This is a genomic window from Vibrio sp. B183, assembly GCF_000740665.1.
Classification (GTDB): Bacteria; Pseudomonadota; Gammaproteobacteria; order Enterobacterales; family Vibrionaceae; genus Vibrio; species Vibrio coralliilyticus.
On record NZ_JPQB01000005.1, the window covers coordinates 253,152 to 278,777 of the forward strand.

Below are 25,626 nucleotides of genomic sequence, written 5' to 3' on the forward strand. Positions count from 1 at the left end.
TTCTCCTTTTTTATGTCTATAACTACACAGTTATCACAAAAAAAGAATACTTCAATATACGATTACGGATATAAAAAAAGCCACGATGAAAAGTGGCTTAAACAAAGGGATTAGGTTAAAAGGTATCTAAATCTTCGTTAGATTTTTTGTCGAGTTTTTTCAGATAACTTTTAATTTTATCTTGAAGGTTTTTACCAATAGTCTCATTAAAATGCTTTGATACTTCTTCACGACTTGCGATGAAATCGTTATACATCTTAATATTAGTATAGACAATTGATTGGGAATCTAACTCCTTCTCTTCAATCTTATCAAAAAAGGAAGGCTTGTAATTTCGAAGGATTTTAGTAGCCGTAATTACTTCATTTTCAATAGGTGATTCAAGTTTCAGTTCCTCATAATAGAAAAGCCTTTCCTTATCGTAATCTCTTGCAGGGTAAGCCTTGTAAACAGTTTTAGACTTTACCTTATACTTAGATTTTACGTCATTATAGATTTTATCAAACGAACTACGATAGCCACTTTCAGTAATTGAAACTTGAATAATCTTACTTCCAGAAGTAGTTATGCAACGCTTGTTATCCCCAAAATCATACAAATGAACTTTAATTCTTGGGTGAGTCTCTTCTACCTCTTTTGAAAAATCAGCATAGTCTTGATACTCTTTTGACTGAACAACAGACTTTGCAATTTGGTTCTTATCTTTATTAATGTAAGGTGGGTATCTTTCATCAATAATAAATTTCATCATTTCTGATGAACGGTTTTCGAGTTGCTTATAGTCTGGTAGCGAAAGATTATCTCGAAAGTCGTCACTAAAATATGAAGGACTAAAAGTTTGAGGACTGTCTACATAGCTAACTCTGATAGTATCGAGATCACAGTATGTATGCACATAACCATTTCTTGCACTTGTTAGTGATTGAGAAGTAATATTTTTTGGTTTTCCCCACTTTGATGAGTCAAGTTCATTAATATTATCACCATAGTTAAGATTAAAGGGGATAGCAAAAACTGATGATGATGTAAGTGCTAATGATAAAGCTAATATTTTTTTCATAACAGAAACCATAAAAAGCCACTATGAAAGTGGCTTAAAGAATAGGATTTTAACTAAATATTATTTTAGTTTAGCAAGTAATTCTTCGACATTTCGAGCAGCAAAAAAGTCTCTGTAAGACTGAATAAGCTTTTTACTTACTTGTGGTTTTGGAGACTCATCATCGATAAATGCTTCAATAGAATCTTCGTGAAGAAGTTGCCATTGTTCTTTTGATGATAGACCCGTTGCTGTTAATGCAGCTTTAAAGGCTTGATCTGGATTTGATTTAGTACGTTCAACAGTGCCACCAACAGTGTAAAACTTATAAACAGGTTTTGACGTTTTTTCCTTAACTGTTTTAGTAGCAGATTCTTCAACAGGTTGAGGTTTCGACATTGCAGAAAGTAGCTCTTCTGCTTTTGCTCGAACCGCAGATTCATCACCTTGTTTAGACTCTGGTAGTTGAAGTGCTGCAAATGGTTTAAGAGCCTCAATTTGAGCTTCAAGTTTAGCTTTTGCTTCTTCTTCCGCTTTTCTTAGTCTCTCAGCTTCTTCTTCCGCAAGTTTTTTGTAATGCTCTTCTTGATTTTCGATAAGAGAATTTAGTTTAGCTTGTACCTTTTTCAAAGCTTCAAAACCATAAGTTTCTAAAAACTTCTCTTGGTTAGTTGTAGAAAGAAAAATTTCGTTTACAGCTTGAACCTTCTCAGCCATTTTCATAATGCAAAACTCCAAAATTGTTGATATAAACAAAGTAAATCAACAGTAGAATCATTTCAAGTTTAGAATGAAAAGTTTTCTATGAAAGAATCAAAATCATCTTTATCAGACACAGCTTCGCTTGCTGTTTGAGATTTAACAACATCATTTTTTACTTTTGATTGTGCATTTGAAGCATAGTTCTTCGGTTTTGTTGAAGTGAATGCTTTGCTTAACTTATCTTTAATCGCTTTTGTAGACGCTTTACCAGCTAATTTAGCTGCTTTTCCTGCAAGAGAATCAAGAACATCAACAGCCGTTTTAACAGCTCTTTTTCCTGCTCTTTGCACTTTGTCTAACATAGTCGCTTCTGTAAGCTCATAAAAGAATCTGAAAGTGTTTTTACACCATCTGATAGTGCTTGAATCAACGGTAGAACAAGCTTTTAAAGCTTTCTTGCAAGCTGCTTTGAATGTCTGGTGTCTAACCTTTTTGCATTCGATTGTTGTTGTTGAGAACTTGCCAGCTTCATTAGCAAAATCGTTCAGATAAACGAAATTCTCTTTATCACCACTTATAAACTTGTGCTTTAATTCTCTTGCAAACACAGGCATTGATTTTGTGTTTAGTTCAGTCAGGTTTACACGTAGGTTAGCGTTAGCAAAATCACTAAAATAAACAGCATTTACCTTAACTTTCAACGCTTGGCGTTCAGTAGCATTATCAAAAGCGTAAGACAGAGTGAAATACTCATCATTCCAAGAGCTAACAAGCTCTCTAATCGCACTATCGTTAGTGAACGGGTAATCACAGTTCACTGATTTTCTCGTGTTTAAAGATACAAAGAACGTGCTTTGTTTATTAAACTGCATTTGAGTGCGTGAAAATAGGTAGTTTCTGAACTTTACTTGTGATTCAGACAATGAAGAGTTAATGAATCTTTCTTTAACTTCTTTGTTTAGTAAGTGATCTCTTGAAATAGAGAAAAAGTTTGTTTTGAACTTGCTTTGATAAGAATTGTTGATTGACATAAAAATACTCCGTTAATAATTGTTTTTAAGACTAATAAAAGTTAGCATTAAAATAATTTACAATTATTTTCGGAGTTCCTATTGACAAATCATTATTTAATTTTACAATATCTATAAGTTTACCAGACTTAGATAGTTTAAATGAGTGCCTTCTCCGAGGTGCTTTTTTTTCGTCTTAATAAAAGTTGTACCATTTCTTCATTTTTAGTCAATATCAGATCAGCAATTTAATTCAATAAATCGCTAAAAAATCCAATAAATACACAATTATTTTTCTTTTCTTTAATTCCATTCATTAAAAACAATATTAAAATACTAATTTCCAAATTCTACAAAACCCAAAAAAAGGCAAGGCGTGATCGTTTTTGTTGAGGCAAGTCGTGATCGCTATATAAGATAATTATTTTTATCTATATTTAATATAATAAGTAAACTTTAACAAGTTTACGATTTTTAAAAGAAAGTTGTTTGTCGCTTTGCGACTTTTCTGTAATGGAAATATTGGCAGGGTGTTTATGATTAACAACTGATTGTCTTGTCGATTCTTTTCATCAGACTTAAAAACCACTTGTGGTTTTTCGATATGCTTTTCAGTAGTTTAAATATTAAAATGCAAGAAATAAGAAAAGAGAGTATTTAACTCTCTCTTTTTATTAGGTTTATGCACATTTCCAATTTTTGCAAAAGTGCATAGATAAAGCAGCTTTGCAAAAATCAGTCAACGTCTTACTCACTCACACACTTAAAATTATTACGGTATTCAATAGAATCGTCTGTTGCTTCATACCTTACCGCAGTAGCTATATCTTCACCCTGCACGAATTTGGTTGATGGAGTGTCCCACACCACCGTTTTTTCTCTAAATCCACCTTCATAACGTGGTTTAAAAACAGTTATATCATACGTGTATGGTCTTACTCTCTCGATAACGAACTTAAACGCATTTAGCTTGTTTTTATACCTTCCAACACCATCTTTTTTAATCTCAGTCTCAAAGCTCATTACAGCACCATCTTCTTGATAGTTATACATAGTAAATGCTTTTGCACTGTTTAAAGATACTGTTGAGTTTGCACCAATGGCAAAAGTGATATTCTCTATAACGCTACGATCAAGCTTATCGTTAGCTTCAAGCTTCAAACCGTTTAACTCAGAAAAACCATATTTTTCTTTGTTAAATTCAATCTGTTCACAAGTCATTGCAAAACTTGATGTTGAAACTAAAAGTGTTGATAGTGTTAGTATTTTTTTAATCATAATTATTCTCCTTGTTGTATAACTATTGTTATATCAATTAAAGAATAATAATCAAATTACAGACAAAAAAAGAAAGTGTTTTACGCACTTTCTTTTAAAAAATCATTTTATAACATTTGCTATGCCAGCAACTTTCCTTGTGTTTTGCTCTAAGCCTTTCGATTCAGCTTTAAAGATTGAACCATTAAATGTTGTTTGTTGTTCCAAAACTTCAAACACATTTCTAAAACAGAAAAGGAAGATAATCATTGTCGAACAAACATAAACAGTCCAAAAAATTATCGGTGATATAATATCTAATGATACTGAATCGGTACTTACAACAAGCAAATTAGCTTCATTCATCAAGACAAACAACAACGAGCTTAAAAATGTTGAGGCTAAGATCGATAGAAACACACCAAAAACGAATCTCGACACACTCAAAAACGCTTCTGCAATAGCTAAAATGACTGCTATAAAACTCTTCTTTCCGACAAGATTAGTCGCAAGTTTAAACACTACATCAATCAACACTAAAAAGGTTTTTTGAAAGACGTTCCCAATAATATAAGCAAAGAGTACAAGCGACACACAGAAGCTTAAAATCAACACGTTTTGAACCAATGAACCAAGCTTTTGCGCTTTCTTACCAGCAACCTTCAAAGAGGCATTCTTTGAGTTAATTAACGCCTTACCAGTAAAGTTCAAACCTAAGCTGATTGTGGCAAGTGGGATAACATTTTCTTGAACACTTTTCAGAGGAATTTCATCAACAGTAAAACCTTTCTTTTCATAAGTGCCGATAAAACGCTTTGGATCTCGTATAGCGTCCATAAACTCGTTAGTTATGACACTGTTTATTTCATCACTTGCATAGACTGAATCTACTTCTTTAATGATATAAGCGTAAAAATCTTCAACTGATTCAATTCGACTTGATACAGTCTCTTGCTCTCTCTCAGTTCTATTACCAAACGCCTGATTCACTATGAAAGGTTCACGAACTTCAATGCCTGATAAAGCCTTGCTTGTAGCTTCTATGACCTCAGTTTCGTCAAATGGTGCGCTCAACAGCCCCTTGATTTGACTGTAAAAGCTAAAAGTATCTATATCAGTCTTTAACTCCTTACTGATTTCATACCCGATTGACTCTTTTAAAGCTTCTGTAAGTCCTGCTGTAAGCAAAATCACTGATTCATTAGCTTTCGCTACATCAAGTTTAGAACTCTTTAAAATGAAGCTCTCACCATCCCATTCTCTACATAGATGTTTGGCTTGTTCATAGCTTTTTGCTGTTTGAGATTCTTGATTACATACAATGCCTTGATACTGCTTTGCTAACTCGATGTATTTAACTGCAAATTCATCAATGGTTTTGTTGATTGAGCTGTTTGAGTAGTTCCTAACAGAACCACAATCGTAAATCTCACCACGAACCTTTTGACTACACATCTTCACAGCATAATTCAAAGGTGATCGACCGCCAGCCTCCATAAAACCCACCTTAGCACCGATTTTTTTCTGCTCTTCAAGACACTCAGCCAAATCATCGTTAGCCCAGGAATATTTATCGTCAAAGTCGATCAGAATCATATCTTTTTGTTCATACTCAGAAGCACAAAGCTCATTCTCTAAGATGGAGTAGCTGACAATTTGAGCCTTTTCATTGATCGGTATGATGTTGTAATCAAGCACTTCTCTTGTATCACTACTCGATAGTTGCTGAATCTTATTAACTACTGTAAACGCTTCAAGTGCAGGGTTTTGAATCTGATCAATCATAAAGGTGTTCAACAACCCGACTCGATGAGGCGACACAGCTAAAATCCCAAGAAAAATCCCTGTTGCTACATTCAGAGTCATATCAGCTTTTGTCTTTAATTCAATTCTTCCAAAGTATTTTAATATTGATATGAAGAAGGTGAAGATAATCATTATGACTGATAATTTTGAGGCGTAGCCCCACAAAGGATCAATCTCTTTTATAGTTGTATCAGTCAAATTCTCATAAGCGTTTTTAGTCTTATCTGCATTATTGTTTTGTCTTTGCTGATCAATACATTTACTGACTTCTTCAAATTGATTCATCATCGTGCTTCCATACCCTGACAAGGTAGGACAATCATCAATTTTACTGTTTGTTGCAAAGCTCATTTGATTAGCAAATAGCAACATTATAATTAATATTATTCTTTTCATTTTTAAGCCTTTTTATAATTGTTTCTTATAGATACGATTATCATAAAAAAAGCATAATTCAATAAAATGAGAGTAGATAAGATTCTGCTATGTAGTAAAAGCTTTTATAACAGCAAAAAAAGCAACCTCATTGAGATTGCTTTTAAAATTATTTTTCAATAGTTTTTTCTGTATTCTTTGATTTATCTTTCTCTTTGTCTTTACCAGAACCTTTTTTTGATTCTGGTTTTGGTTTGTATCTTTCCGTGATACTTTTTGAGAAACTACCTAAACCATTTTTCACGTTGCTGAATGATTGTGCGCCTAAGTAAGCAGTAGCGAAATTCAAGTCATTATCGTCTGGTGTGCTTCTAAGATTTAACGCTGTTCGACCTGTATTCCTGATATGGTCTATCGAAGACACTGCATAAACAACAACACCGATTAAGATACAAACGAACAAGAATCCGTGAAACGCTTGACTCATCAGATCATCACTTGCAGTTGCAAAAACTAACTCGTGAATCGCTCCACCAATTGAACTACTGGTTAAGATTGTAGTGATGTAAACAATCTCAATCGGGAAAAATGCAAACACAAAGAACAAGTCTTTTAACGCTGTTATTGTTTTATCAAAACCTGCATTTTCGCCAGCTCCTAATTTAAAAATGTTGCTAATCACTTCTACAACGAATGTCCATACCAACATTATGAGTCTGACGGATACTTCTTTGATCGGGTAAATCAGATATTTGATACCAAGCAGTAAACCAATATAGCCAATCGCATATAAAGCAATAGTTATGATAAGCATTACAGCAAAAGCAAAACCGATTGGACCTTGCAGCGTGTCAATCATAGTGTCTAAGCCAGCATTCAGCGCACCACCCAACAATGCTATTGCATCACCTAAGATTCCGCTACCTTTACCGACACTAAGAACACTCGAAGCACCACTTTTGATAGTTTGAAAAGCTTCAAGCCCCAGACCAAGAGCACCAAATATGACAGTCCAAGTCGTTGCTGGATCTTTGTTCTGGTTCACTTGCTGTATCAAGTTCATATTACAACGGTTGTCTGCTGTTCTCATAGGACACTGACCAAACATCAATGATTCTTTTAGCTTCTCACTGATACCGATAGCACCTATTAGATCATCAAGCGTTGCTTCATCACTTGTCGTTTGTGTTCTCTCTGCTACTGGAATTTCGTCAAGCAAGTAAGAAGCATCATAAAACCTCAAACTGTTAACTGTATTGAATAACTCAATTTTATCTTCATCAACATCAAAGATTCTTAAATCGTAAGGGAAGTATGTTTGCGGTTTCGATACGTCCCAAGTCCTTTGTTCAATAGAGTAAATGTCTTGATAAGCATTTAGTATCTGACTCATCTCTTTGTTAACGTCAATCATCTTCTGATCGAAGTGCAATACTGAATGAATTGTTGGTCTTATGTCGTTTAAAATCTCACCAACAAGTTCTTCAACAAACTCTGAATGATTTTGAGCTGCTTTTCTATATACAGCGTCATCAATCGCATTTAGAAGAGTCTCAAACGCCAGCTCTCGATCTATAACATCAAGCCTTAATTCTTCTGCTTTTGATCCATCAGCTTTTGCAGTTAATACAGAGTGTTTGCCAGCTATATTTTTTAACTCAAAATCGTCAAGATGAAATGCGTTAGTCAAAGATAAGTATGTTGAATTTGGTTTGCTCAAATCAAAGTCATTGAACTCGACAGCGTGTTCAAGCATTAGAGCAAATTCGTGGTCAGAGGTTTTCAATGCAGCTTGTTCATTTAAAAACAATGTAGCGGTATCACCAACCCAATCTTCAATAGCTTGAAAGCCTGATAAACATTCACCAGTTATTTCATCTTCACCGTGACAGTAGCCACCTAAGAAACTGAACTTAAATGCTTCTCCTGCATTTCTCATAGAAGTAAGAGCTTCGGCAACAGAGAAGTCAGCATTCTTGAATAGGATTTCGTCACCAAGTAAACCTTCAAATTGCTTCACCACTTTTTCATATTGTGCAGTCTGTTTTATGTTCGTTCTTGATTCATTTGAAGACTTAACAGCAGCATAGGATTGCATTAGTAAACCTTCTGCTTGTAAGTTAGCGTTTGAACCGTTCTCAGACACTTTCTCAAATATCTTTTGTGCTTCACCTAAGCTTGCGTTAAAAGTTGATTTGAAGTCAGTGGTTAAGCTTGTGCTTTCACTCATATCAGACTGAAATTTTTGCTCAAAAAATCTTGTCAGTATGTTTGCAAAATCAGCACGTATTGAAAGTGAATCAAGCTTCCTTCCAAAATACTTTGTCTCACACTCATAGTTAGCCGTTGCACCACCACTTCTAATCGTTATAGCTTCTGGTAATTGAGTTGCAACATCTAATTCAAAAACACCCGTTAGGTTTATCTCAGTGTTGTAGTCCATCACCGCCTGATGTGTTGATAAACATTCAGAAGAAATGTCCAAGGCTTGCTGTCCAGTTGGTTTGATTTTTCCAAATTTTGTCCAAGCATTATTGTGATACTTATTACGTGAACCAAACTCGTTGTCGTAGACCCAATTTTCAAACACTTTTCTTTCAAGCATTTGTTGGTGAAATGCTTTGCTCAATTTCTTGTTAGTAGACGTAGCTGTTTCACTTGTTAATGTACTTAGAAAGTCATCGTTTAGATTGTTTAAATACTCAACGTTGTGTTGACTGATTAAGAAGTCATTGACGATTGCCGTAGGGTAATAAACTGCTCTAACTCTTATGCTTGAAGATGAGGCAGCAGTTAGTAAAACCAATGCAAAACAAATAGACACCATAGCTGATGTAAAAGCGGTGTTATTTTTCTTATCTTTATTCACAACTCCTATTACTGAAAAACCAAATGCAGCTAAAAGAAAAACTACAACACCCCAAACTTCAACAGCAGTAAAACCCCATAAAAAAAGTTGCTCTGACAGATGTGGTTTAACCTCATCAACTTTCAAACTTTTTCTCGTTAAAAACTCTCTTTGTTCTTCAATATCACTTTGCGTTAGTATTGTCTTACTCCAACTTATAAATCTATGGTCATAACCGATAAGTTGTTCAGAACACGGCTTCAAAAACTTTCCACCATCTACATTACCCATTTGCTTTGCGAATGCTTGCGGTGATAGACAGTTTGTTTCATCACTTGCATAAACATTTATTGATAGTGTCATTGCAAAAGCTATCAACAACATTTGTTTAATTTTTAATAATTGTTTCTCCATATAAATTCTCTCCTTTTATGATTTCAGTAATCCATAAAAACAAAGAAAGTCAATATTATTATTTGCATAATTCTTTTACAGAAAAAGCAACAAAAGCTTTGCTTGAAGTTGCCACGACAAGATCAACACAGAGTTATTCTTTTAACTACTTTATAATTTAATTCTACTTTCAGTTTTATCGAACAAAATTGAGTTAATGAGAACTCAGTAAAACGTCAAAATATTTTTATACTTTTCTGTAAGTTTTTGAAAAAATTATCAGATACTTTTTTACTCAAAAAACGACTTTTAGATCAATTTCAAAATCTCATTACCAACGCAGGTAATGAACTTTGTAATGAAAAAACGAAATACCTTAGTAAAGGGATTATTATCTTTTAGCAAGACGAAAGGTATTCATTACATTACCAATTCTGGTAATGATAAAGAAAACCGAAATATTTACTGGAAGCTAAATATACTCCTTGCCAGTCGTTGAGAGAGTTGTTTGACGAATCTTTTTAAGATGATAATAAATATAAATGAGAGCATAAATTATTAAAGAGAGGACTCATACAATGCACAATAATGAACAACAAAAAATCATTACAAACAACAACACTGAAATGAAAAAAGAGAAGTCGCCAAAGCAACTACTAAATGAATCAATCAACAAACATTCAAGAGAGTGTAAAGCTCTAAAATCATCATTAGAAAAATCAAAAGATTCTTCTAAGTTTCTGAGTGAAGTTGAGCAGCTTAAAACGATACTTCAAGCAAACCTAACCGCTATGTCCGACCCAAAAAACACAGCTTCACAGGTCTATGTCATAGAGCTAATCATCAATGACAAATCTGATTTTAATAAGAGTGTTTTGAAAGAATATAGAGCAGCAAAATCAATCAAGCACTTCGAGAACAGAGAGCAAGTTTTAGAGTTTTTGAACAGAGCAAAAACCAAAGCTCAACGCTTGGCAGATACATCAAACACAGACAATAAATTGAAGTCTTTGAAGCAAGAAGCTCTAACGCTTTTAACTCAGAAAATTGAGCTGGAAGAGTTATCAAGTGAATCAGCAATCAACCTGTTTGAGTCGCTTGCAAAACTTAACTTAAAGCAGTTCATTTCACAGCAAAACAAAAAGAAAACCACAACTAAAAAACAACAGAAGGAACAAGCATAAGCGAGCTAACAACTCGCTTTAAAAAATGGAGAGTAAAACAATGAATTGGTCATATAAATCAAACACAGAAATGGAGAGTCTAATTTTAAAATTGAGAGGTGAATTTGCTCACGATTCAAAGAAGATTTTGAGTAAAGTTGAGCTGTTTGATTCACTTATAAATCACAAGCCATTAACTAAACTTTCAGCAACAGAAAATGAAGAAAAACAGAAAGGATTTGCAAAGACCTTTCAACCAAATAAACAACAAATCACAGCACACGTAAAGCAGCTTCAAGCTGGTGCTGTTCTACCCCAGATGATTAACAAGTCTTATGAGGGATTGAGCTTAGACCAAGCCAAAACTTTTCTTGAAAACATCGACTTCAAAACAGAGTATTTAGCCTTATACAATGACGGTAGTTTTACAGAGATGTTGTTTTATTTTTTAGAGACTTGTTTCTCTATCATTGACGATTTTTCAAAGCCAAAATTCAAAGCTAAACCTATCTCAGAAGATGATGAGTATTACACTCAAATCATCGTTGATGTAGACGCTCTTAAACGTCTTAAACCATCAAAGACAGCCACAACATCTATTAAGTCAGTGAAGCAGCTAAACGAGCGTATAGAGCAAATAAAAATAAGTGATGAAAAAGCACTTCATAACTCACAAATGAGTGAGAGGTTTACGCAACTATCAAATCACCTTGCAAAGAATAAAACCAATGCTGAATTGGTCGATGAAGACACTATCTTAATCCTATCTAAATTGTCAGAGCTTTACGCCTTAAACAGCTTTGATGTATCAGCATTTTTGAAGAACGAAACAGCGACACAGCAAGACTCATTAACACGTTATGAAATAGTCATTGAGCTTCTATCTTCAATCAAGATTCAAGAGCTTGTATCTGATGATAAAAATAACAATTTGATTGATGAAATGAAGGTTTTCACAGACAAAATCAATACGGCTTTAACGCAAGTAAATGAGTATGTAAAAAAGAATGGTAGTGATACTGCAAAATGCGTTCACGCAAGAACTAAGTTGCTGGAACATCTACATAAAAATACTATCGAAATAGTTAATCTTACTTATGTTAATGTTGATGAAATTTGGCTGTCAAAAAATGGTTGGTAAGCCTATCTTTCTGATTTGACTAAAGTTTTTATTTTAACTATTGTTATGCTTTAACGTTCAAGAGTTAGAGCAATGGAAAACGACAACAATTCACTCTATGAAATTATTGAAACTGCTATGCGAAATCGTGGCAGTCTTTTTACTCGTTTTCTTGCCTTAAAAACTGAATACAGTCAGATAGTTTGCGGTTTTATTCACGTTGACTTTGCAGCTCTAACAAGCTTCACAAACACTGATTCTCAGTTCTCTCGAATCATTGAACATCTTGATCAAATCACGATTTGCGACAGCTTACCGATAACAGGTCGGTTAGCAGATTTAGTCTATCGTAGACTGTTCAAACCACTCGAATATAAAGACAAGAAAGACACGCTTATCAATGAGTATGTCAGCATCTTAAAACAAGATAATGTCTTTTACCCACCTCAAACCATAGCAAGGGAAGTAGACCGTTTAGCGCACCAAGTTTTAGAACCGTTAGACGCAGAGCAATTTACTCATTTTCTGTATGAGGTTCACCCGATTTTGGCTGATGAGATTGTTGAGTTTTACAATCGAACTGGTGATTTAGGTAAGGCTTTAAATGTATTGATTAACTTTGATTTAAACAAGCAAGACGCTGTTAGAGCAATAGACTTTGATAAGCATTGCTTTATGTCTGAAATTGAAGTGCAAGCAATGTATGAAGGGCTTTTGAATGTCGATGAGCTTTGTATCTACAAGAATGATTCTGGTTTTGTCTTACGTGATAAAACGGAATCTATAAGAATTTCAAAGTTGGTAAGTGATTATGATGTTTTAGAAAGTTTGGTTGTATGTGATAGATTGGTCATTTAAGAATAATGAACGTCAGAAAATCGCTTTGATAAAAGCGTAGAAAAGAATGGTTTAGATTTGGGTTGTCTGATTAAAATTTATGTATAAGAAAACACTACAAAACGTAGTGCTTCTTTAAAATCCAGCTAAAAAGCTATTTACATAATCGTAAATGTTAAAACCAATGATAGCTAATAAAATTAAACCACCATAGAAGTTTAATGCGCTTTGACACATTACATCACGAAAAGCGTTGTAAACCATTCCAACAGCTACACCAGAAAAACGGAATATTCCACCTACTATTGATAACATATCTTACCTCTCTTAATAAATTATTTATTTTACCTTTGTTTTAAAATTATACAGATTTTTACTTGAAAAGTCAATCTTTTTATGCATTATGCGATGGTTTGTAGTTCAAAAACTTATTAAAGTTATAGATACTTTCTTCACCATCATTTACTAATACCACTCTATTCTTTGCTACATCAATTGTTAAATCATCAAATGCTGAATTTAGCTTGTCGATGTATCTTGAAGTAGCATTAAGCTTGAATGTTTTTAAACGTGAAATTGTTGCAACTGGCATTTCTAACATCTTCACTAACTCTGATTTTTTTAATCCTTTTGTTGCTAAAATCAGGCTTGTAGCGTGTTGCGCCACTCTGTTTAATTGATCCTCATAAGTAAGAGCTTCTGATACTTCTTCAACTTCTGGATTGCCGTTAAACTGCCACTCAATTAACTGATTAACGTAATTGTTCAGACTAATAGTGAAAAGCTGCTCTCTCTTTTTATCATTGAACATTTTGAAAAAATCATCGTTAAGTTTCACATTAACCAATTTACCTTTTGATTGCTTTCTGTTGTTATCAACAACAAACTTCTTATCGCTGTTATGTGCTGTTGTGATTATGTCAGATATTGATTTAGCAATATCACTATCAAAAGAATCACTTTCATAGATTTCTTTGACAAGATCTTCACTTAATCTAATGAACGTATAAGCTGATTTTGTGTTTTGGCTTTTCTCTACGATTTTATCAAAAGAGATTGAATCTTTTTCAGTAGCAACAACTTCTTGTTGTTGTTGCACTTCTACTTTATTTTTTTTACTTTTAATCTTAAATGCCATTGTTCTAATCTCCTTTTCTTATGCAATATTTTTAAGTAGTTGTTTTACAGCGATAGTCATATCTTTACGCTCTTCCATCAGTTTCATAGTGCCAAAGCGAAAGCCTTTTTTAACTGCTGATTCACGAGTGATAAAGTAGCTAAGACCAGCTTCTTCAAACACTTCAAAATTCATTTTTGGAACGTAGATTAGTTGAATCTTAACGTTGTATTCTTTTTCTACTTCACGCAGTTCTTTTTGAGTATTCTGCCAGTCAGTTTGATAGCCTCTGCTATCTTTATGAATGTAAGCGTATTTGTATGTAATCCCTTGTTCTGCTTTGATTTCAGCGATTTCGTCAGCACTATAATCAGCGTAATCATCACCAGATTCTTCAATAGCAACCTTTAACGCTTCATCTTCTGCTTTGATAGTTTTTAAGATTGATACAAAAGCACGTTGTTTTGATTTTGCACTGTTTGCGTTAGCAACTGTAATAAAATGGTCAATAGAATCCTGTTTAACTTCATCAGTTTCGATCTGATCGATACCGCCAGCGATATCATAGATAATCATATCGACAGGCTTGATTTCACCTTTGTCTTCTAAAAAGAAAGTATTTTCTAACTCTTCTTCTGTTAGAGATTCATCATTCTTTTCAAGAAAGTTTTCTAAACGTTCATCAGCTAAAAGTTTAGATTTAATCTCTTGGTTGATTTGGTTCTTTGATTTCTTATCTGCATTTTCAATAGCGATAAGCTTTAAGTTTAACTTTCTACCAAGTTGTTTATTGCAAAACTCCTCATTTAGATACTTCAACAAACATTCGTTTACGTCAGCAGTAACGATAACGATAGTGGTTTCTTTATCTCTTAAAGAAAACGCTTGTGCGATTTGAGTAGCGATTGTTGACTTACCAAGACCACCTTTATCAGTGTGAACCTTAACAACGATTGTTTTACTAAACTCTTTTCTTTCAAAAGTTTTGATGAACTTTTGTTTCCACGGATTATACATATTTATTTTTCCTTAAAATTGTTTCTTATAATTTAAATTACCAGGACCCTTTCTTTTGTCAATAGCACTTTTTCAATTTTTGAAAAAATGACAGTGACCATATTAAAATAAGGTTTATTTCAAGGTGATAGCACTTTTTCAGATTTTTGAAAAAATGCTTAATCATATTGAAAAAAGAATAATTTTCTTTTGTGCATTGTAAGATTTCTTATACGTGTTATGACATAAAGAAAAGGAGATAAAACAATGATTTCAAAAGTATATAGATTAGAGAAGTTTGAATTAAATGCGCTTACAACGCACTTCAAATATTGGAACAAACAAAAGAAAGGAAAAGGTTTTAGTTTAGAAAGATCACTTGATGTTTCTAACATTGATAGTGATGTTGATATCAAAAGCTGGTTTAAGTTAAGAGCTAAAAACGCACCAAATCAGGCGTTTGATGAGAAGTGTGAACAATACATAAAATCAGTTATGGCTAACGTCCACAAAAACTATAAATCATCAAAAAAATGGAAGAACATTGATGAAAATGGGAATGTAAAAGCTTTATCAAATCGTAAAATAACTACAATTGACGAGCACACTAAACAGACTATCACCAAAAGGATTCCAGAAATTCCTGTTCGATTTGGACACCATCGTTTAGATGATTCTGAATTAGCTTTGATTAGAGAAGACGCTTACAGCAAGTATGATTCAATTGATGATGAGTTTAAAGTTAAACACGGTATAGACAACGCAGAGGATTACGCAAGATATTGCGTAGCAGACTTTTTAACGCTTTATGCAAAAGAGTTTTCAAAAGAATTTGCTAATTACTGTAAAGCTGAACAGACCAACAAAACCAAGAAGCACAGAACAAAAACGAAGATCAGTGATGTGCAATTGCTGATGAATATTCACGTTTCACCAGACTGGAAAAGCGGAGCGCACATACACTATATCGACTTTCCATTTGATCCTACTACTGGACTGTTTTTGAACCCTCGCAACTACGTTGAGGCTTATCGTGCTGTTTCAATAAAATTAGAAAAGAAATACAGCAAATACTTACTTCAAGGCGTTGCACAAGGTCTACACAAAAAAGAAGCTAACGATCTTAAAGCTGATGAAGTTGAGAAGCTAAAACCGAGACTTGGTGATCAAGCTGAAAGCTACTATGAAGACCGTAAAGCCTTTGTTTCTACTCAACTTGATGAACTACTTTCTCAAAGCGGTATGACCTTCGAGAAGCTACAACAAGAGCTTTTAAAGCGTGGTTTGCTTATAGATAAGCGTGAAGTTAAGAATAAAACTGAATCTAAGCACTTTACATCAAAGCACAAAGACGCAGAGCAGATTTTTACCATCACAGATCAGCAATCTGGTATTAGTTTCGTCAATGACAGCTTTACTCACAACACTCGTAAAATCTTGAAGAAATACTCTAAGAACCTGATCACCAAACAGACGCTTCAAAAGACCTTGCCGAAAGACAAAAATTTCAGAATAGACGCAGTTGAGCGAGTTATCAGAGATAAGTATGACAGGGCAATGAACAAGTTAAATCAGAATCTTGTGATTGGTGAAACTCAATCAGAAGAGCTAACCAAGCTTAAACAACAACATTTCTTCGAGTTCTTCAACAACTGTTTGTCAGTGGGGATTATCGTCAATATAAGCAAGCAAAAGCATTTGACGTATCACAAGGTGATCGAGAATCAGAAAGGCAATTTTGACTTTAAAGCCATTAAATACAAATCGAGTATCTTTGCAGATGAAGATTTGCAAGGAAAGGCAATCGCAGAAGCTTTTGAGCTTGATGAAGAGTCAATTTTAGAGCTTCAAAGCAACTACGTGATGAGTGCTTTCCCTAACAACAGGTTTATGAGGTACAACGTTGCTCATCTCAACGCCAGCTCTATCACAGATCGAATCTTGATAGGCACAGACAAAGAAGCGTTTCTTCTTACTGGTATAGAGAAAGAGTTAGAGCGTAGAAACCGTGAGATAGTATCGCTGAACAATAAACTGATAGTGCTTAATAAGAATACGTCAGAGCCGACCATTCAGATATTCAAGAAGAATGATTCTACTGACATTGTTGAGTATAACGCTTTCAGACCAAGAGAATCAGCACTTGACGCTTTGCTAATCGATAAAGAGCTTCTAAGAAATGACCCAGACATTAAGACTCTTAGCTACAAACCAGAGTCAGGTCAGATCGATGATTTTCATAGATGGTTGTTCGTGGAAGTGGCACTGAACAAAGACCCGAATATCAGGAATAAGATAGAGGTTGAAGGTTTTGACTCGAAGACTCAGCAGATGTTGAATGAGCGATTAGAACAGATGTTAGATCGTGCTGATCAAGCGATTGATAAGGCAGCTAACAAGCCTAACCAAACCAAATTCAATTTCACTGATACGCACTTGGTTTACTTACTCGACAGCAAGCATTTAGACACTGCTTCTAAAAAGCGCATCGAAGAGTTTTTAGAGCAATCTGTATCTAAACTAAGAAGTAAAGGTATTGAGAATATCACTATCGATAGAAAGCCTGTATCAGCCTTTATCGTAGAGCCAGAAACTCCACAACAGCCGAAGCGCAAACCAAACAACAGACAATCACCGTCATTGTCTATGTAAACAGAAACAACGCATTAAAGCGTTGTTTTTATTTAGTTTATGCACATTTTCAATTTTTGCAAAAGTGCTATTTTGCCTTGTTTAGTTTGAAATGCTCATCAATACCGTAATAGATAGCTTGAACATAGTATTTAGTTATAAACGCAGAATACAGTACCGCCAGCTTGTTCAAATCTACAACATTCAGATAAAACTTAATGTCATCGTTATAATCAAGAAAACCATCATTGATCGCCTTCATTATCAGCTTCTTATTCTTATCAGCTTTCTGCATCAACACATCTTCGAGATTAAAGATAACGCTTTGAAGCGGTGGTAGATGAGTGATTATGCACTGATTAATGAATGTAAAAGCGTCTTTGTTTTGAATCCTGTTTAGGTTTCTACTTGATATGAACTTTTGCAACGCAAATTCATTGCTTAAAGGCTCTATGCGACTTCCAGAAGATAGCGTTAAACCATTCGCTAAAAGGTCATTGAAATGTTCAAAGACAGGCATATAAGAGCTTCTATAAGCTTTTCCATATAGCTTGTTTATGAACAAGATGATAAACAGCAAAGCTTCTTCTTCAAGCTCAACAGTATCAGTCTCGACAAGCGTATTTTTAAACGTCAAATGCACAGTATCAATCAAACCATCTCGTTTAGAGTGTGATAAGACTAAACGCTGGTCATAGACTGGTTTAAGCATATCTCTCACTTTTACTAAGTCCGTGTTAGAGATAATCCCAGAGCGATAAAGCGCATTAAACAACACTTCATCAACTTTCAAGATGATTTTATATGGCGTTATGCGCTTCTTAGTTTCTGTATCTGCTGGATTAAAGGTGATGATAGTCAGTGGATCAACTTCATCTTCTTTATCAGGTTTACTCACACCAAAGCTTGGTGTGTCGTCTGAATCAAAATCGTCAATAGGTTCTTCAAAAGATACATCTATTTCACTTAATGGAAAATCATTTGTGTTGAATTGCTTTTCTTCTTCAAAGATAACCTCTTTCCCAAGATGTTGCTTTAAAAATATTTTGAAAGTGTTTTTATACTTTTCAATCTCACTTTTCTCATAGTTTAAAAAAACTGGTGGTAATTTTTTAATAATCACTACATCACCATCATCAACAAGCTCTACACCTTTCACATTAGTTAAACCAGAGTCATTTTCTACAAACTCTAAAAATTCTTGTACTGTCCTTATCATATTTATATTCCTTATTTTTAAATGTTATACAATTATAGACATAACATTTTATTGAATAAGTTCAAGCAGCCAGCTTGTAGAACGTGCTTTTTATGGTATTAAATAGTTATAGAGTGGGGATTTTTTATGAGTGAAGAATTAAGAAAAAAACAAATAAAATTGACATATACAATTTTCAAGAACTTGAAAAACGAAGAGTATGAATTTTGTTTTAACGCAGAGATTAAAGAGCGTGGCTTTACAATCGCAGATTTTGAAGAACATTTTGCACATCACCGACAGCTATTGTCAGTGATAAAAACAAAGCAATACAGGCAATTGCAGATCATACCTGATTTGAGTATTTATGATAAAAATATCAGATATTTAAGAGACTTACATAGAGTAGTAGTTAAAAACGTTGAGTTCTCTCAACGTCTTAAATCTGGTGATTTTGATTGGTGTTAATCGTTGTTTTTGATACTTTCATTCTCACAATCCCAATCGTTTAATTTATAGTATTATTTTATCAGGACCTACAACTTTCACAACAACATCATTAAACAAAAAACCAAAGTTTTCACTTTGGTTTTTTTCCTTTTAATTTCCTTCTCTTTACTTTATGTTTGAACTCTACAAGCTCTTCAACAATCCTTACACAAAGCTCGAACAACTCAAATACGTGTTCTTTTTCGTTAATCCTAATCAAGAGTTGCTTCACATCATTTAACTCAATTTTAGTCAAATCACGCTGTTCATAAATTGCATTGATAAAACAAAGCTTGTATGACCTTCTGATAAGACTTTCTTTGTAAAGAGTTAAAATTACAGGCTTTTGCAACTGCATCAATCGTGAGTGAATTTCTTCGCCCATTTCTCTGTTGCAAGTCTCATCAATGAACACCGTCAGATCATTAGCACAAGCCGTTAATGCTTGTGATAGAGCAGTCTGAAAAGAATCAGACTGTTTTAACTCCATAATAAAACCATCATAAGTATTATAATGTTTTGGACTATCAAACTTCTCTAAGAAAAGATGATAAAAAAAACTTAGAGTTGCTTGTTGTGAGTCGTTTAATTCTCGATACATAACAACCCCTTATAGCGCATTCACTGCTTTTTCTATTTCAATTTGATTCTGTTTTGAAAACTTAACAACAACGAATAAAGAAAAGATTGCATACATCAAAAATTGAAAAATGTTTAAGAAAAAGTTTTCGATTGACACAAAATCAAAAGAATAGTTATACATCAAGTCATCTATCAAGCTCATTATTAGAATGTCTAAGAAATCGAAACTCATAAGCATTGCTATTGTGTAGATAACTAATAATGACAACTGCTTAAAAAATGCGATAAAAAGACTTCTCACTGAACCATATTCATTGATTGCAGCTATCACAATTGTCAATGATGAAATTTGAATCATCGTTATGATTTTCACGACAGTAGCAAGTAAGCGTGTGATTAAGATAAATGGGATTGCTAAAACAATTACAAACAACGCAATACCGAACCAAATCATTTTCCAGCCAATGTCAGATATGATGTTGTTTAAATCACTATTCAGTTGCGGATCACTGATCATCAGGCTAATAATGATTTTTGAACTAATCAAAGCTTCAACAGTGCCGTCAAACTGGTAAGGTGTGTTTAAAAATGGCTTATCTGTTAGATACATTATTGAGCCAGCACTAAGAACCTTAGCCGTGTTCATAGACTTAGTGAACCTACTATTTTTACCTACTTCCAGACTGTCTTTTTTAGCTTTGCTATGGCTCAAATTAGTTGTTTCACTCAGTAAGACAAGCTTTGAACCACCTTGCATAAATCCACTTCCTGCTTTCAACAGCTCAGACGTTATTGAAGTGCAGCGAAACCCATTCTTCACTTGTGATGAATGAATAGCGCAAGTCGCTAAACGCTTAAATGGTGTAGATATATCATCAGCTACATAGCTGCTTACAACCTTCTCAAAATCAGTGTCTATATCAACCTTAGTAAGAGATACCAGATTGCTGATCATTACGTTGATATGCTCAGAATAATTCGTTGAAGCTGTCTCAAATTCAAACTCTCCAATCGAAGACTTACCAAGATTCAGATCTTTAAAGCTTCTGGTTTTAGCAGAAGAAGAGTCATAACCCCTTGTAGTGATTAGCTTGAATGTTTTATCACTTGCGTCAAAGTTATCACCGATAGTTCGAGCTAATGGCGATACCGCACCAGCTTTTATATTCCTTACAAAATCCTTATGAGCAGCGAAGTTAGCAGCTTGGGCGCAAGCGTAATAACCACCTTCACACGTTGATTTTGCTTTATCGATAATCTGATCGACACTATACGAGTAATTTTCAATTTCAGTGCCAAAGTACATAGCAAAACCCTTGTTTAAGACAGTATTTTCAAACACTTGCTGTTCATAGTCGTAGAATGGATTTTGATAATGCTTCGCTATGAAGTTCTTGGACCCACATAAAGCGGCCACATCTAAGAAATTGTTGAAAGTGATAGTGTCCATAGCGTCAGGCAAGTCTTTATAGATTGAATCACAGTAAGTCATATAATCCCTGCTATAAGCCACTTCAACATCACTCAAAATCGTGTCAAAGATAGACGCTGTTGATTGTCTATGTCTCCCCACAGAAACATTTTCAAGAGCTTTTTTCACTTTCGCAGCGTGTTCAAACAAATCAGTGAAATATGCCACAGCGTAAGCTTCTTCTTTCGCTTCTAAATCAATACCAATCTCAGAAACTTGGTTGTTTAAAATCGCATTTGATTGAAGCGACAAGCTAACAATTTCACCACCAATCATAGCGTTTACTCTGTAAAAACCTTGCTCTTTTACGACAGTAATTTTTTCTGCTTCTTTATCAAAATCAGCTTTTAACATCAGGTTGGTGATAGCGTAGTAGTCATCATAAAAAGCGACTGGATCGGCAAGTTTAAAATCTGGTATATCAACGGGTTTATCAAAATCCTGTTCGCCAATCGAATCAACAAAATAGAAGAATTTTAGTGCGATTTGCTCACCCACAAAAACAACAATCGGTTTTTGATAACCTGGCGCCCCGTTCTTACCAGCAACATAAATCCCAAATTTCGGGGTGATTAAAACTAACACGATAAGCAGACTAACGAGCTGAAACCCATCACCGATTTTATCTCTGTCATCGAAAGCGTAAGCTAACAACCCTTTAATCAAGAAAGTGCCTAAGAATAACGGTATAATCGCAATTGCAAGGTATTGAGCAAAAGTTATGTTCATTCCATAACTATTTTGAGCATTAGTTGGCAAGAACGTTGTGCCAGAGGGTTCACCACCCTTTAATTCAGTGAATAGGTTAAAAATGTGCTTTGTTGAATCGTCTACGAAGTTGCCATTTGCGTTAGAAAAACCCACAAACAGAATCATAACAAAGATGATTAAGTAGCTGATTTTTAGCTTTAAACTCCTTTTATTTTTTGTTTTTAATTGTTTCATGTAAAATTTCCTTTTTATCTCATAAACTGTATAACACGATTTAGAAAAAAGAAAAGTTTTCAACAAGTTATGATTTTTAAAATCACTTTAAAAAGGGCAAAAAAAAGACCTCCGAAGAGATCTTTTTAGTGAAAAATAATCAGTAGTTATTTTCTAAGTTTTTCATTCAGTGATTTACTGAATCTGTTAAAGTGAGATGTGCCAGCAACAACCGCTAAATCGAACGTTCGTTTATTTTGCTCATACGCATCATCAGCCGTAGTCTTTTTCAACGATACATTATCAAGTGAGTCTGTTAATCGCATCATGTGGCTACCAATATTTATAAGATAATAGATAGTCCCACCTAACAAAATCAGCCCTATCATATTGTCTAAAAATAGTCCTATGAACTGTTCTAAGAAGCTGTCGTGTCCCGATGTTGCAGTAAAATCCAACGATAAAAAGTCAAATACAACTGGTAAAAAGTTAATTACTAAATTACTAATATAAAGCAACGTGGAGAGAGCTAAAAACCCCGTTGTCGCTAACATATACGGAGAAGCTACAATCAATGCAATTTTACCCAGAGCCTTAACGTGATGAGTAGAATCAGTAGACAAGAAATACATTTGCGCTACTACATACGCTATCAAGAACGGGTATAGTTTTAACTCAAACACTATCGACAATTGCGTTATGTGATTCACTGATTGAGCAAACAACTCAGGCAGTTGCATTAATAAGCCGTATAAGAAAAAGACAAAACCAGCGATCATCGTCAAAAACCCTAAGAAATTTGCAACTGTACTTGTCGCATCTAACGTTTTAGCAGTGATATTTTTAAGCACAGCAGCTTTATTTTTCTTACCCGTTTTGATTTTTTTCTTGCCAGTATTCTGATCAAGCATCGCTTTTGCAATAGCAGAAGTTAAGCTTGAAGAAACTTTTGCGCCAAGCCCGCCAAGAAAAGCTTTACCACCATTGATAAGAAGCACTTCTTGAACATCGTGATAAGTCTGATTGCCTTGTCCTTTGCTTGCGTTAATCTGACAGTCTAAAAGTTCTTGTGAAGTGGTTGTAGAGTCTTTTACACAATAAAGCTTCATCATTTCGTTGTTCAAACCCTGAATTTCATCAAGAATGTTCGATTCAGCAGATTCTAACGCTGAACCGCTTTGCTCAACATCAACAGAATCAACCTGATACTTGTCTTTTAATAAGACACTACCAAAATTATCAGACTTAGAAACAAGCTCCACAGCTTTGTTTAGATCACTGAATGGATACATACGAGCCATCCTATCAACAGTATAAAGATCATAATTTGGCTCACTTTCCAGATCAGATTTTGTCTGGTAATAAGGCAATGATTTTGATGTGTCGAAAATGCTTAATGGTGCAGAACTACTAAACAAGTGCTGATATTCACCATTGCCCGTTTTTAACACCTTCCAGAACTTGTTGAAGCTCTTAAACCCTTCGTTATAAAGTTCAACAAGTCTCTCTTCAACATCGTAAATCTCGTGGATTTGCTCATAGAACGCTTCATTTACAACATCATATTGATTTGCCAGTTCATCAACAGCACCGTTAAAAATCTCTTTGGCTTGGCTTTCATAGTAATCAATGTCATTCAACATAACTTCACGATCACTACCATCAACCTGATACACCTTTTCAGACACTAACTGAACTGAATCGCCCTTGTTGAAAGATAAGCAGTGATAATCAAACATCACATTTGTCTGTAAATACTCTTCAAAATCATTCTTTGCTTTTTCTACTATCTGGCTGTTAAGCGCACACATTTTCTTGTTTGAAAATTCATAGTGTTTATCTGCAAGTGCAAGCCAATGATCAAGACTGCTACGCTCAAATGCTACTGGTTTTCCATTGTCATTAAACTGAACATACCCAACAACCAAGCCTTTTTGATACTCGTTTCTGTAAGCGATAAGAAGTTGAGATTTTCTGTTCTTAGTTCGTTCACTTTTTGTTTTGTAGATAGAATCAAAAGCACCATTTAGCGACTCCCAACCAGCTTTATAGTCCTTAGCTCCAACAGCTTTAAACACCGTTTCAGAGAACTTCACTTCACGCATTAACTCACCCAACTCGTGAGAATATTCATTCTGACTGTAAACAAGAGAGCTACACCCATCAGCATTCACCATAGTCATAGTCGGGAAGGACGCTCTATCGTGATAGTAAAGCTTGAAACCTCGATGTTTCTTGTCTTCTAACAGTGGAAAGTAAGCATCGTTTTTCTTGTTATAGTAAGAGATAGCAGCTTTCTGATTCTCAAATTCACGAGAAGCAAGATCACGAGCACCGATTTCATACTTTCTATTGTTTGATAGACAAGTGTTTGTATCAAAAAGAGCGACAAGCTCTAACTCTGCTTGAATGCGTGAGTTTTTGACTTGATAGTTGTGCTGACTTTGAGCCTCATCGATTAAAAAGCTCATAAGATACTTTGATAAGCCATTCGCATAACTAACCGCATATTGATTTTGCTTGATTTGAAATTGTGGTGAAGCATAGTGCAGACCAGCAATCGTAGTCGCTATGGTTAAGCAAAACGCAGACTTTTTAAGACTAAACTTCTGTTGGTCTTTGTCATTAGCTAATCGTCTAATAGCAACAGTCAGAATCGACAATACCGCCAATGTTGAAAAAACCGTCAGAAACACAGCAAATCTCTTATACAACTTATGACTGAATTTCGTTGTGTCATTTAGCTTTGATTGAAGTGCATTTTTTGAAGCTGCTTGATCAGCGTCTATATGCTGGTTCTCTTCAAAATACTTGTTCAAAGGGTTATCGTTAGTACCGTGAAAAGTATCGACAAGACTGATAGTTTTATCTTTTGATTTGCAGATTGAGAAATGTTCAGTAAACGACATTTTCTCTATCTTTTTCATTCCTCCATCTAAATCAACACAAGCTTCATCAGTTGGTTCTTGACAACCTGATAGCATTATTATGCTTAAAAATATTAGTATTAATTGTTTCATTCCTTTTTTCTCCTTAGATACTTATTGTTGTATCATTAAAGAAAAAATAGACAATAGTTATACTAAAAAAAGAATAAGCAATATTTTACAACATTGCTTATTTTTCTTTATTTTTTGGGATAATCTTTGTGCTTAACATCTAATGCAATTGCGTACTTCATTAACATTGTTAGAGAAAAAGAATCAAAGGTTTTTGAAGTGCAAAGACAACCAATTCGTGATTGAGTGGTTTTAAAGTTAGTCGCTATGTATTGTTGAGATACATTTAAACTTCTAATCTTATCTACAATACGATTTCCCAGAGTGATTTTATACTTGTCAATTGCATTTTGGCTATCAGTAAGAGTATGACTCTTATAATGATAAACAGAGATCTTATATCTCAATACATTTCCAAAAGAAAATTTAGATATGTCATTTCTTGAATAATTTATCATTTTACTAAGATGTGGCTGTTTGCCCTCTATAAAATTACATAACTGAATCTGATTAACTTTTACTTTCTTGAACTTAGATTCAATACATTTTAGCTCTTTGATTTTATACTTTAAAACCTGCTTTTCTGCTTCTTCAATTGATTTTGGAAACTTGTAGTTATTATTGATTTTCTTTCTCATATTTATTCTCCTTGTTTATACTAATACGAAT

Annotated in this window: 19 protein-coding genes; 5 read left to right on the forward strand and 14 right to left on the reverse strand. The window is 34.2% G+C overall.

Features of this window, described 5'->3' with window-relative positions; translation table 11 throughout:
• Nucleotides 1-115: 115 nt before the first annotated feature.
• From IX95_RS06820 to IX95_RS06845, 6 genes are all read right to left on the reverse strand, one after another.
• Nucleotides 116-1,060 (reverse strand): hypothetical protein, encoded by a 945-nt coding sequence (locus IX95_RS06820; RefSeq protein ID WP_152562013.1) that lies wholly within the window; start codon nucleotides 1,058-1,060, stop codon nucleotides 116-118.
• A 60-nt stretch (nucleotides 1,061-1,120) separates the two neighbouring features.
• The gene (locus IX95_RS06825) at nucleotides 1,121-1,762 is read right to left on the reverse strand and encodes a hypothetical protein (protein ID WP_038158139.1); all 642 of its coding nucleotides are present in this window, start codon (nucleotides 1,760-1,762) and stop codon (nucleotides 1,121-1,123) included.
• Between the two features lie 62 nt (nucleotides 1,763-1,824).
• Nucleotides 1,825-2,772: a hypothetical protein gene (locus IX95_RS06830; RefSeq protein WP_038158142.1), complete on the reverse strand. Its 948-nt coding sequence runs from the start codon at nucleotides 2,770-2,772 to the stop codon at nucleotides 1,825-1,827.
• Between the two features lie 726 nt (nucleotides 2,773-3,498).
• The gene (locus tag IX95_RS06835; RefSeq protein WP_038158144.1) at nucleotides 3,499-4,029 is read right to left on the reverse strand and encodes a hypothetical protein; all 531 of its coding nucleotides are present in this window, start codon (nucleotides 4,027-4,029) and stop codon (nucleotides 3,499-3,501) included.
• Nucleotides 4,030-4,131: 102 nt separating this feature from the next.
• A complete protein-coding gene (locus tag IX95_RS06840) occupies nucleotides 4,132-6,210 on the reverse strand; it encodes a hypothetical protein (RefSeq protein WP_152562014.1) in 2,079 nt (692 codons plus the stop codon).
• A gap of 148 nt (nucleotides 6,211-6,358) precedes the next feature.
• Entirely contained in the window at nucleotides 6,359-9,451 is a 3,093-nt protein-coding gene (locus tag IX95_RS06845; RefSeq protein WP_038158147.1) for a hypothetical protein, read from the reverse strand.
• 557 nt (nucleotides 9,452-10,008) lie between these two features.
• On the opposite strand from IX95_RS06845, the gene IX95_RS06850 reads away from it, so the two are divergent.
• The 3 genes from IX95_RS06850 (at nucleotide 10,009) to IX95_RS06860 (ending at nucleotide 12,571) form a co-directional block, all read left to right on the forward strand.
• Entirely contained in the window at nucleotides 10,009-10,614 is a 606-nt protein-coding gene (locus IX95_RS06850; RefSeq protein WP_038158149.1) for a hypothetical protein, read from the forward strand.
• 40 nt (nucleotides 10,615-10,654) lie between these two features.
• Nucleotides 10,655-11,734 (forward strand): hypothetical protein, encoded by a 1,080-nt coding sequence (locus IX95_RS06855; protein ID WP_038158151.1) that lies wholly within the window; start codon nucleotides 10,655-10,657, stop codon nucleotides 11,732-11,734.
• 72 nt (nucleotides 11,735-11,806) lie between these two features.
• Entirely contained in the window at nucleotides 11,807-12,571 is a 765-nt protein-coding gene (locus IX95_RS06860) for a hypothetical protein (protein ID WP_038158153.1), read from the forward strand.
• A 114-nt stretch (nucleotides 12,572-12,685) separates the two neighbouring features.
• Here IX95_RS06860 and IX95_RS06865 read toward each other — a convergent pair whose 3' ends face one another.
• The 3 genes from IX95_RS06865 to IX95_RS06875 form a co-directional block, all read right to left on the reverse strand.
• Nucleotides 12,686-12,865, reverse strand: a complete 180-nt coding sequence (locus tag IX95_RS06865) for a hypothetical protein (protein WP_038158155.1) — start codon at nucleotides 12,863-12,865, stop codon at nucleotides 12,686-12,688.
• 79 nt (nucleotides 12,866-12,944) lie between these two features.
• A complete protein-coding gene (locus IX95_RS06870) occupies nucleotides 12,945-13,688 on the reverse strand; it encodes a hypothetical protein (RefSeq protein ID WP_038158158.1) in 744 nt (247 codons plus the stop codon).
• Between the two features lie 18 nt (nucleotides 13,689-13,706).
• A complete protein-coding gene (locus IX95_RS06875) occupies nucleotides 13,707-14,684 on the reverse strand; it encodes an ArsA-related P-loop ATPase (RefSeq protein ID WP_038158160.1) in 978 nt (325 codons plus the stop codon).
• 246 nt (nucleotides 14,685-14,930) lie between these two features.
• On the opposite strand from IX95_RS06875, the gene IX95_RS06880 reads away from it, so the two are divergent.
• Nucleotides 14,931-17,315 (forward strand): hypothetical protein, encoded by a 2,385-nt coding sequence (locus tag IX95_RS06880; protein ID WP_038158163.1) that lies wholly within the window; start codon nucleotides 14,931-14,933, stop codon nucleotides 17,313-17,315.
• 67 nt (nucleotides 17,316-17,382) lie between these two features.
• Here IX95_RS06880 and IX95_RS06885 read toward each other — a convergent pair whose 3' ends face one another.
• The gene (locus IX95_RS06885; protein ID WP_038158166.1) at nucleotides 17,383-18,513 is read right to left on the reverse strand and encodes a hypothetical protein; all 1,131 of its coding nucleotides are present in this window, start codon (nucleotides 18,511-18,513) and stop codon (nucleotides 17,383-17,385) included.
• A gap of 126 nt (nucleotides 18,514-18,639) precedes the next feature.
• On the opposite strand from IX95_RS06885, the gene IX95_RS06890 reads away from it, so the two are divergent.
• A complete protein-coding gene (locus tag IX95_RS06890) occupies nucleotides 18,640-18,960 on the forward strand; it encodes a hypothetical protein (RefSeq protein WP_038158168.1) in 321 nt (106 codons plus the stop codon).
• Between the two features lie 112 nt (nucleotides 18,961-19,072).
• Here the strand turns inward: IX95_RS06890 and IX95_RS06895 are convergent, their stop codons facing one another.
• The 4 genes from IX95_RS06895 to IX95_RS06910 form a co-directional block, all read right to left on the reverse strand.
• Nucleotides 19,073-19,582, reverse strand: coding sequence for a hypothetical protein (locus tag IX95_RS06895; protein WP_038158170.1), 510 nt, complete (start codon nucleotides 19,580-19,582; stop codon nucleotides 19,073-19,075).
• Between the two features lie 9 nt (nucleotides 19,583-19,591).
• A complete protein-coding gene (locus tag IX95_RS06900) occupies nucleotides 19,592-21,979 on the reverse strand; it encodes a hypothetical protein (RefSeq protein ID WP_038158171.1) in 2,388 nt (795 codons plus the stop codon).
• A gap of 146 nt (nucleotides 21,980-22,125) precedes the next feature.
• Complete coding sequence (locus IX95_RS06905; protein ID WP_152562015.1) at nucleotides 22,126-24,978, reverse strand: hypothetical protein; 2,853 nt, start codon at nucleotides 24,976-24,978, stop codon at nucleotides 22,126-22,128.
• A gap of 107 nt (nucleotides 24,979-25,085) precedes the next feature.
• Nucleotides 25,086-25,595, reverse strand: a complete 510-nt coding sequence (locus IX95_RS06910) for a hypothetical protein (RefSeq protein ID WP_038158175.1) — start codon at nucleotides 25,593-25,595, stop codon at nucleotides 25,086-25,088.
• Nucleotides 25,596-25,626 lie beyond the last annotated feature (31 nt).

Bases quoted from the DNA above. Each gene is read 5' to 3' on its own strand.
- IX95_RS06820 (WP_152562013.1), bottom strand. From the start codon at position 1,060: ATGAAAAAAATATTAGCTTTATCATTAGCACTTACATCATCATCAGTT.
- IX95_RS06825 (WP_038158139.1), bottom strand. From the start codon at position 1,762: ATGAAAATGGCTGAGAAGGTTCAAGCTGTAAACGAAATTTTTCTTTCT.
- IX95_RS06830 (WP_038158142.1), bottom strand. From the start codon at position 2,772: ATGTCAATCAACAATTCTTATCAAAGCAAGTTCAAAACAAACTTTTTC.
- IX95_RS06835 (WP_038158144.1), bottom strand. From the start codon at position 4,029: ATGATTAAAAAAATACTAACACTATCAACACTTTTAGTTTCAACATCA.
- IX95_RS06840 (WP_152562014.1), bottom strand. From the start codon at position 6,210: ATGAAAAGAATAATATTAATTATAATGTTGCTATTTGCTAATCAAATG.
- IX95_RS06845 (WP_038158147.1), bottom strand. From the start codon at position 9,451: ATGGAGAAACAATTATTAAAAATTAAACAAATGTTGTTGATAGCTTTT.
- IX95_RS06850 (WP_038158149.1), top strand. From the start codon at position 10,009: ATGCACAATAATGAACAACAAAAAATCATTACAAACAACAACACTGAA.
- IX95_RS06855 (WP_038158151.1), top strand. From the start codon at position 10,655: ATGAATTGGTCATATAAATCAAACACAGAAATGGAGAGTCTAATTTTA.
- IX95_RS06860 (WP_038158153.1), top strand. From the start codon at position 11,807: ATGGAAAACGACAACAATTCACTCTATGAAATTATTGAAACTGCTATG.
- IX95_RS06865 (WP_038158155.1), bottom strand. From the start codon at position 12,865: ATGTTATCAATAGTAGGTGGAATATTCCGTTTTTCTGGTGTAGCTGTT.
- IX95_RS06870 (WP_038158158.1), bottom strand. From the start codon at position 13,688: ATGGCATTTAAGATTAAAAGTAAAAAAAATAAAGTAGAAGTGCAACAA.
- IX95_RS06875 (WP_038158160.1), bottom strand. From the start codon at position 14,684: ATGTATAATCCGTGGAAACAAAAGTTCATCAAAACTTTTGAAAGAAAA.
- IX95_RS06880 (WP_038158163.1), top strand. From the start codon at position 14,931: ATGATTTCAAAAGTATATAGATTAGAGAAGTTTGAATTAAATGCGCTT.
- IX95_RS06885 (WP_038158166.1), bottom strand. From the start codon at position 18,513: ATGATAAGGACAGTACAAGAATTTTTAGAGTTTGTAGAAAATGACTCT.
- IX95_RS06890 (WP_038158168.1), top strand. From the start codon at position 18,640: ATGAGTGAAGAATTAAGAAAAAAACAAATAAAATTGACATATACAATT.
- IX95_RS06895 (WP_038158170.1), bottom strand. From the start codon at position 19,582: ATGTATCGAGAATTAAACGACTCACAACAAGCAACTCTAAGTTTTTTT.
- IX95_RS06900 (WP_038158171.1), bottom strand. From the start codon at position 21,979: ATGAAACAATTAAAAACAAAAAATAAAAGGAGTTTAAAGCTAAAAATC.
- IX95_RS06905 (WP_152562015.1), bottom strand. From the start codon at position 24,978: ATGAAACAATTAATACTAATATTTTTAAGCATAATAATGCTATCAGGT.
- IX95_RS06910 (WP_038158175.1), bottom strand. From the start codon at position 25,595: ATGAGAAAGAAAATCAATAATAACTACAAGTTTCCAAAATCAATTGAA.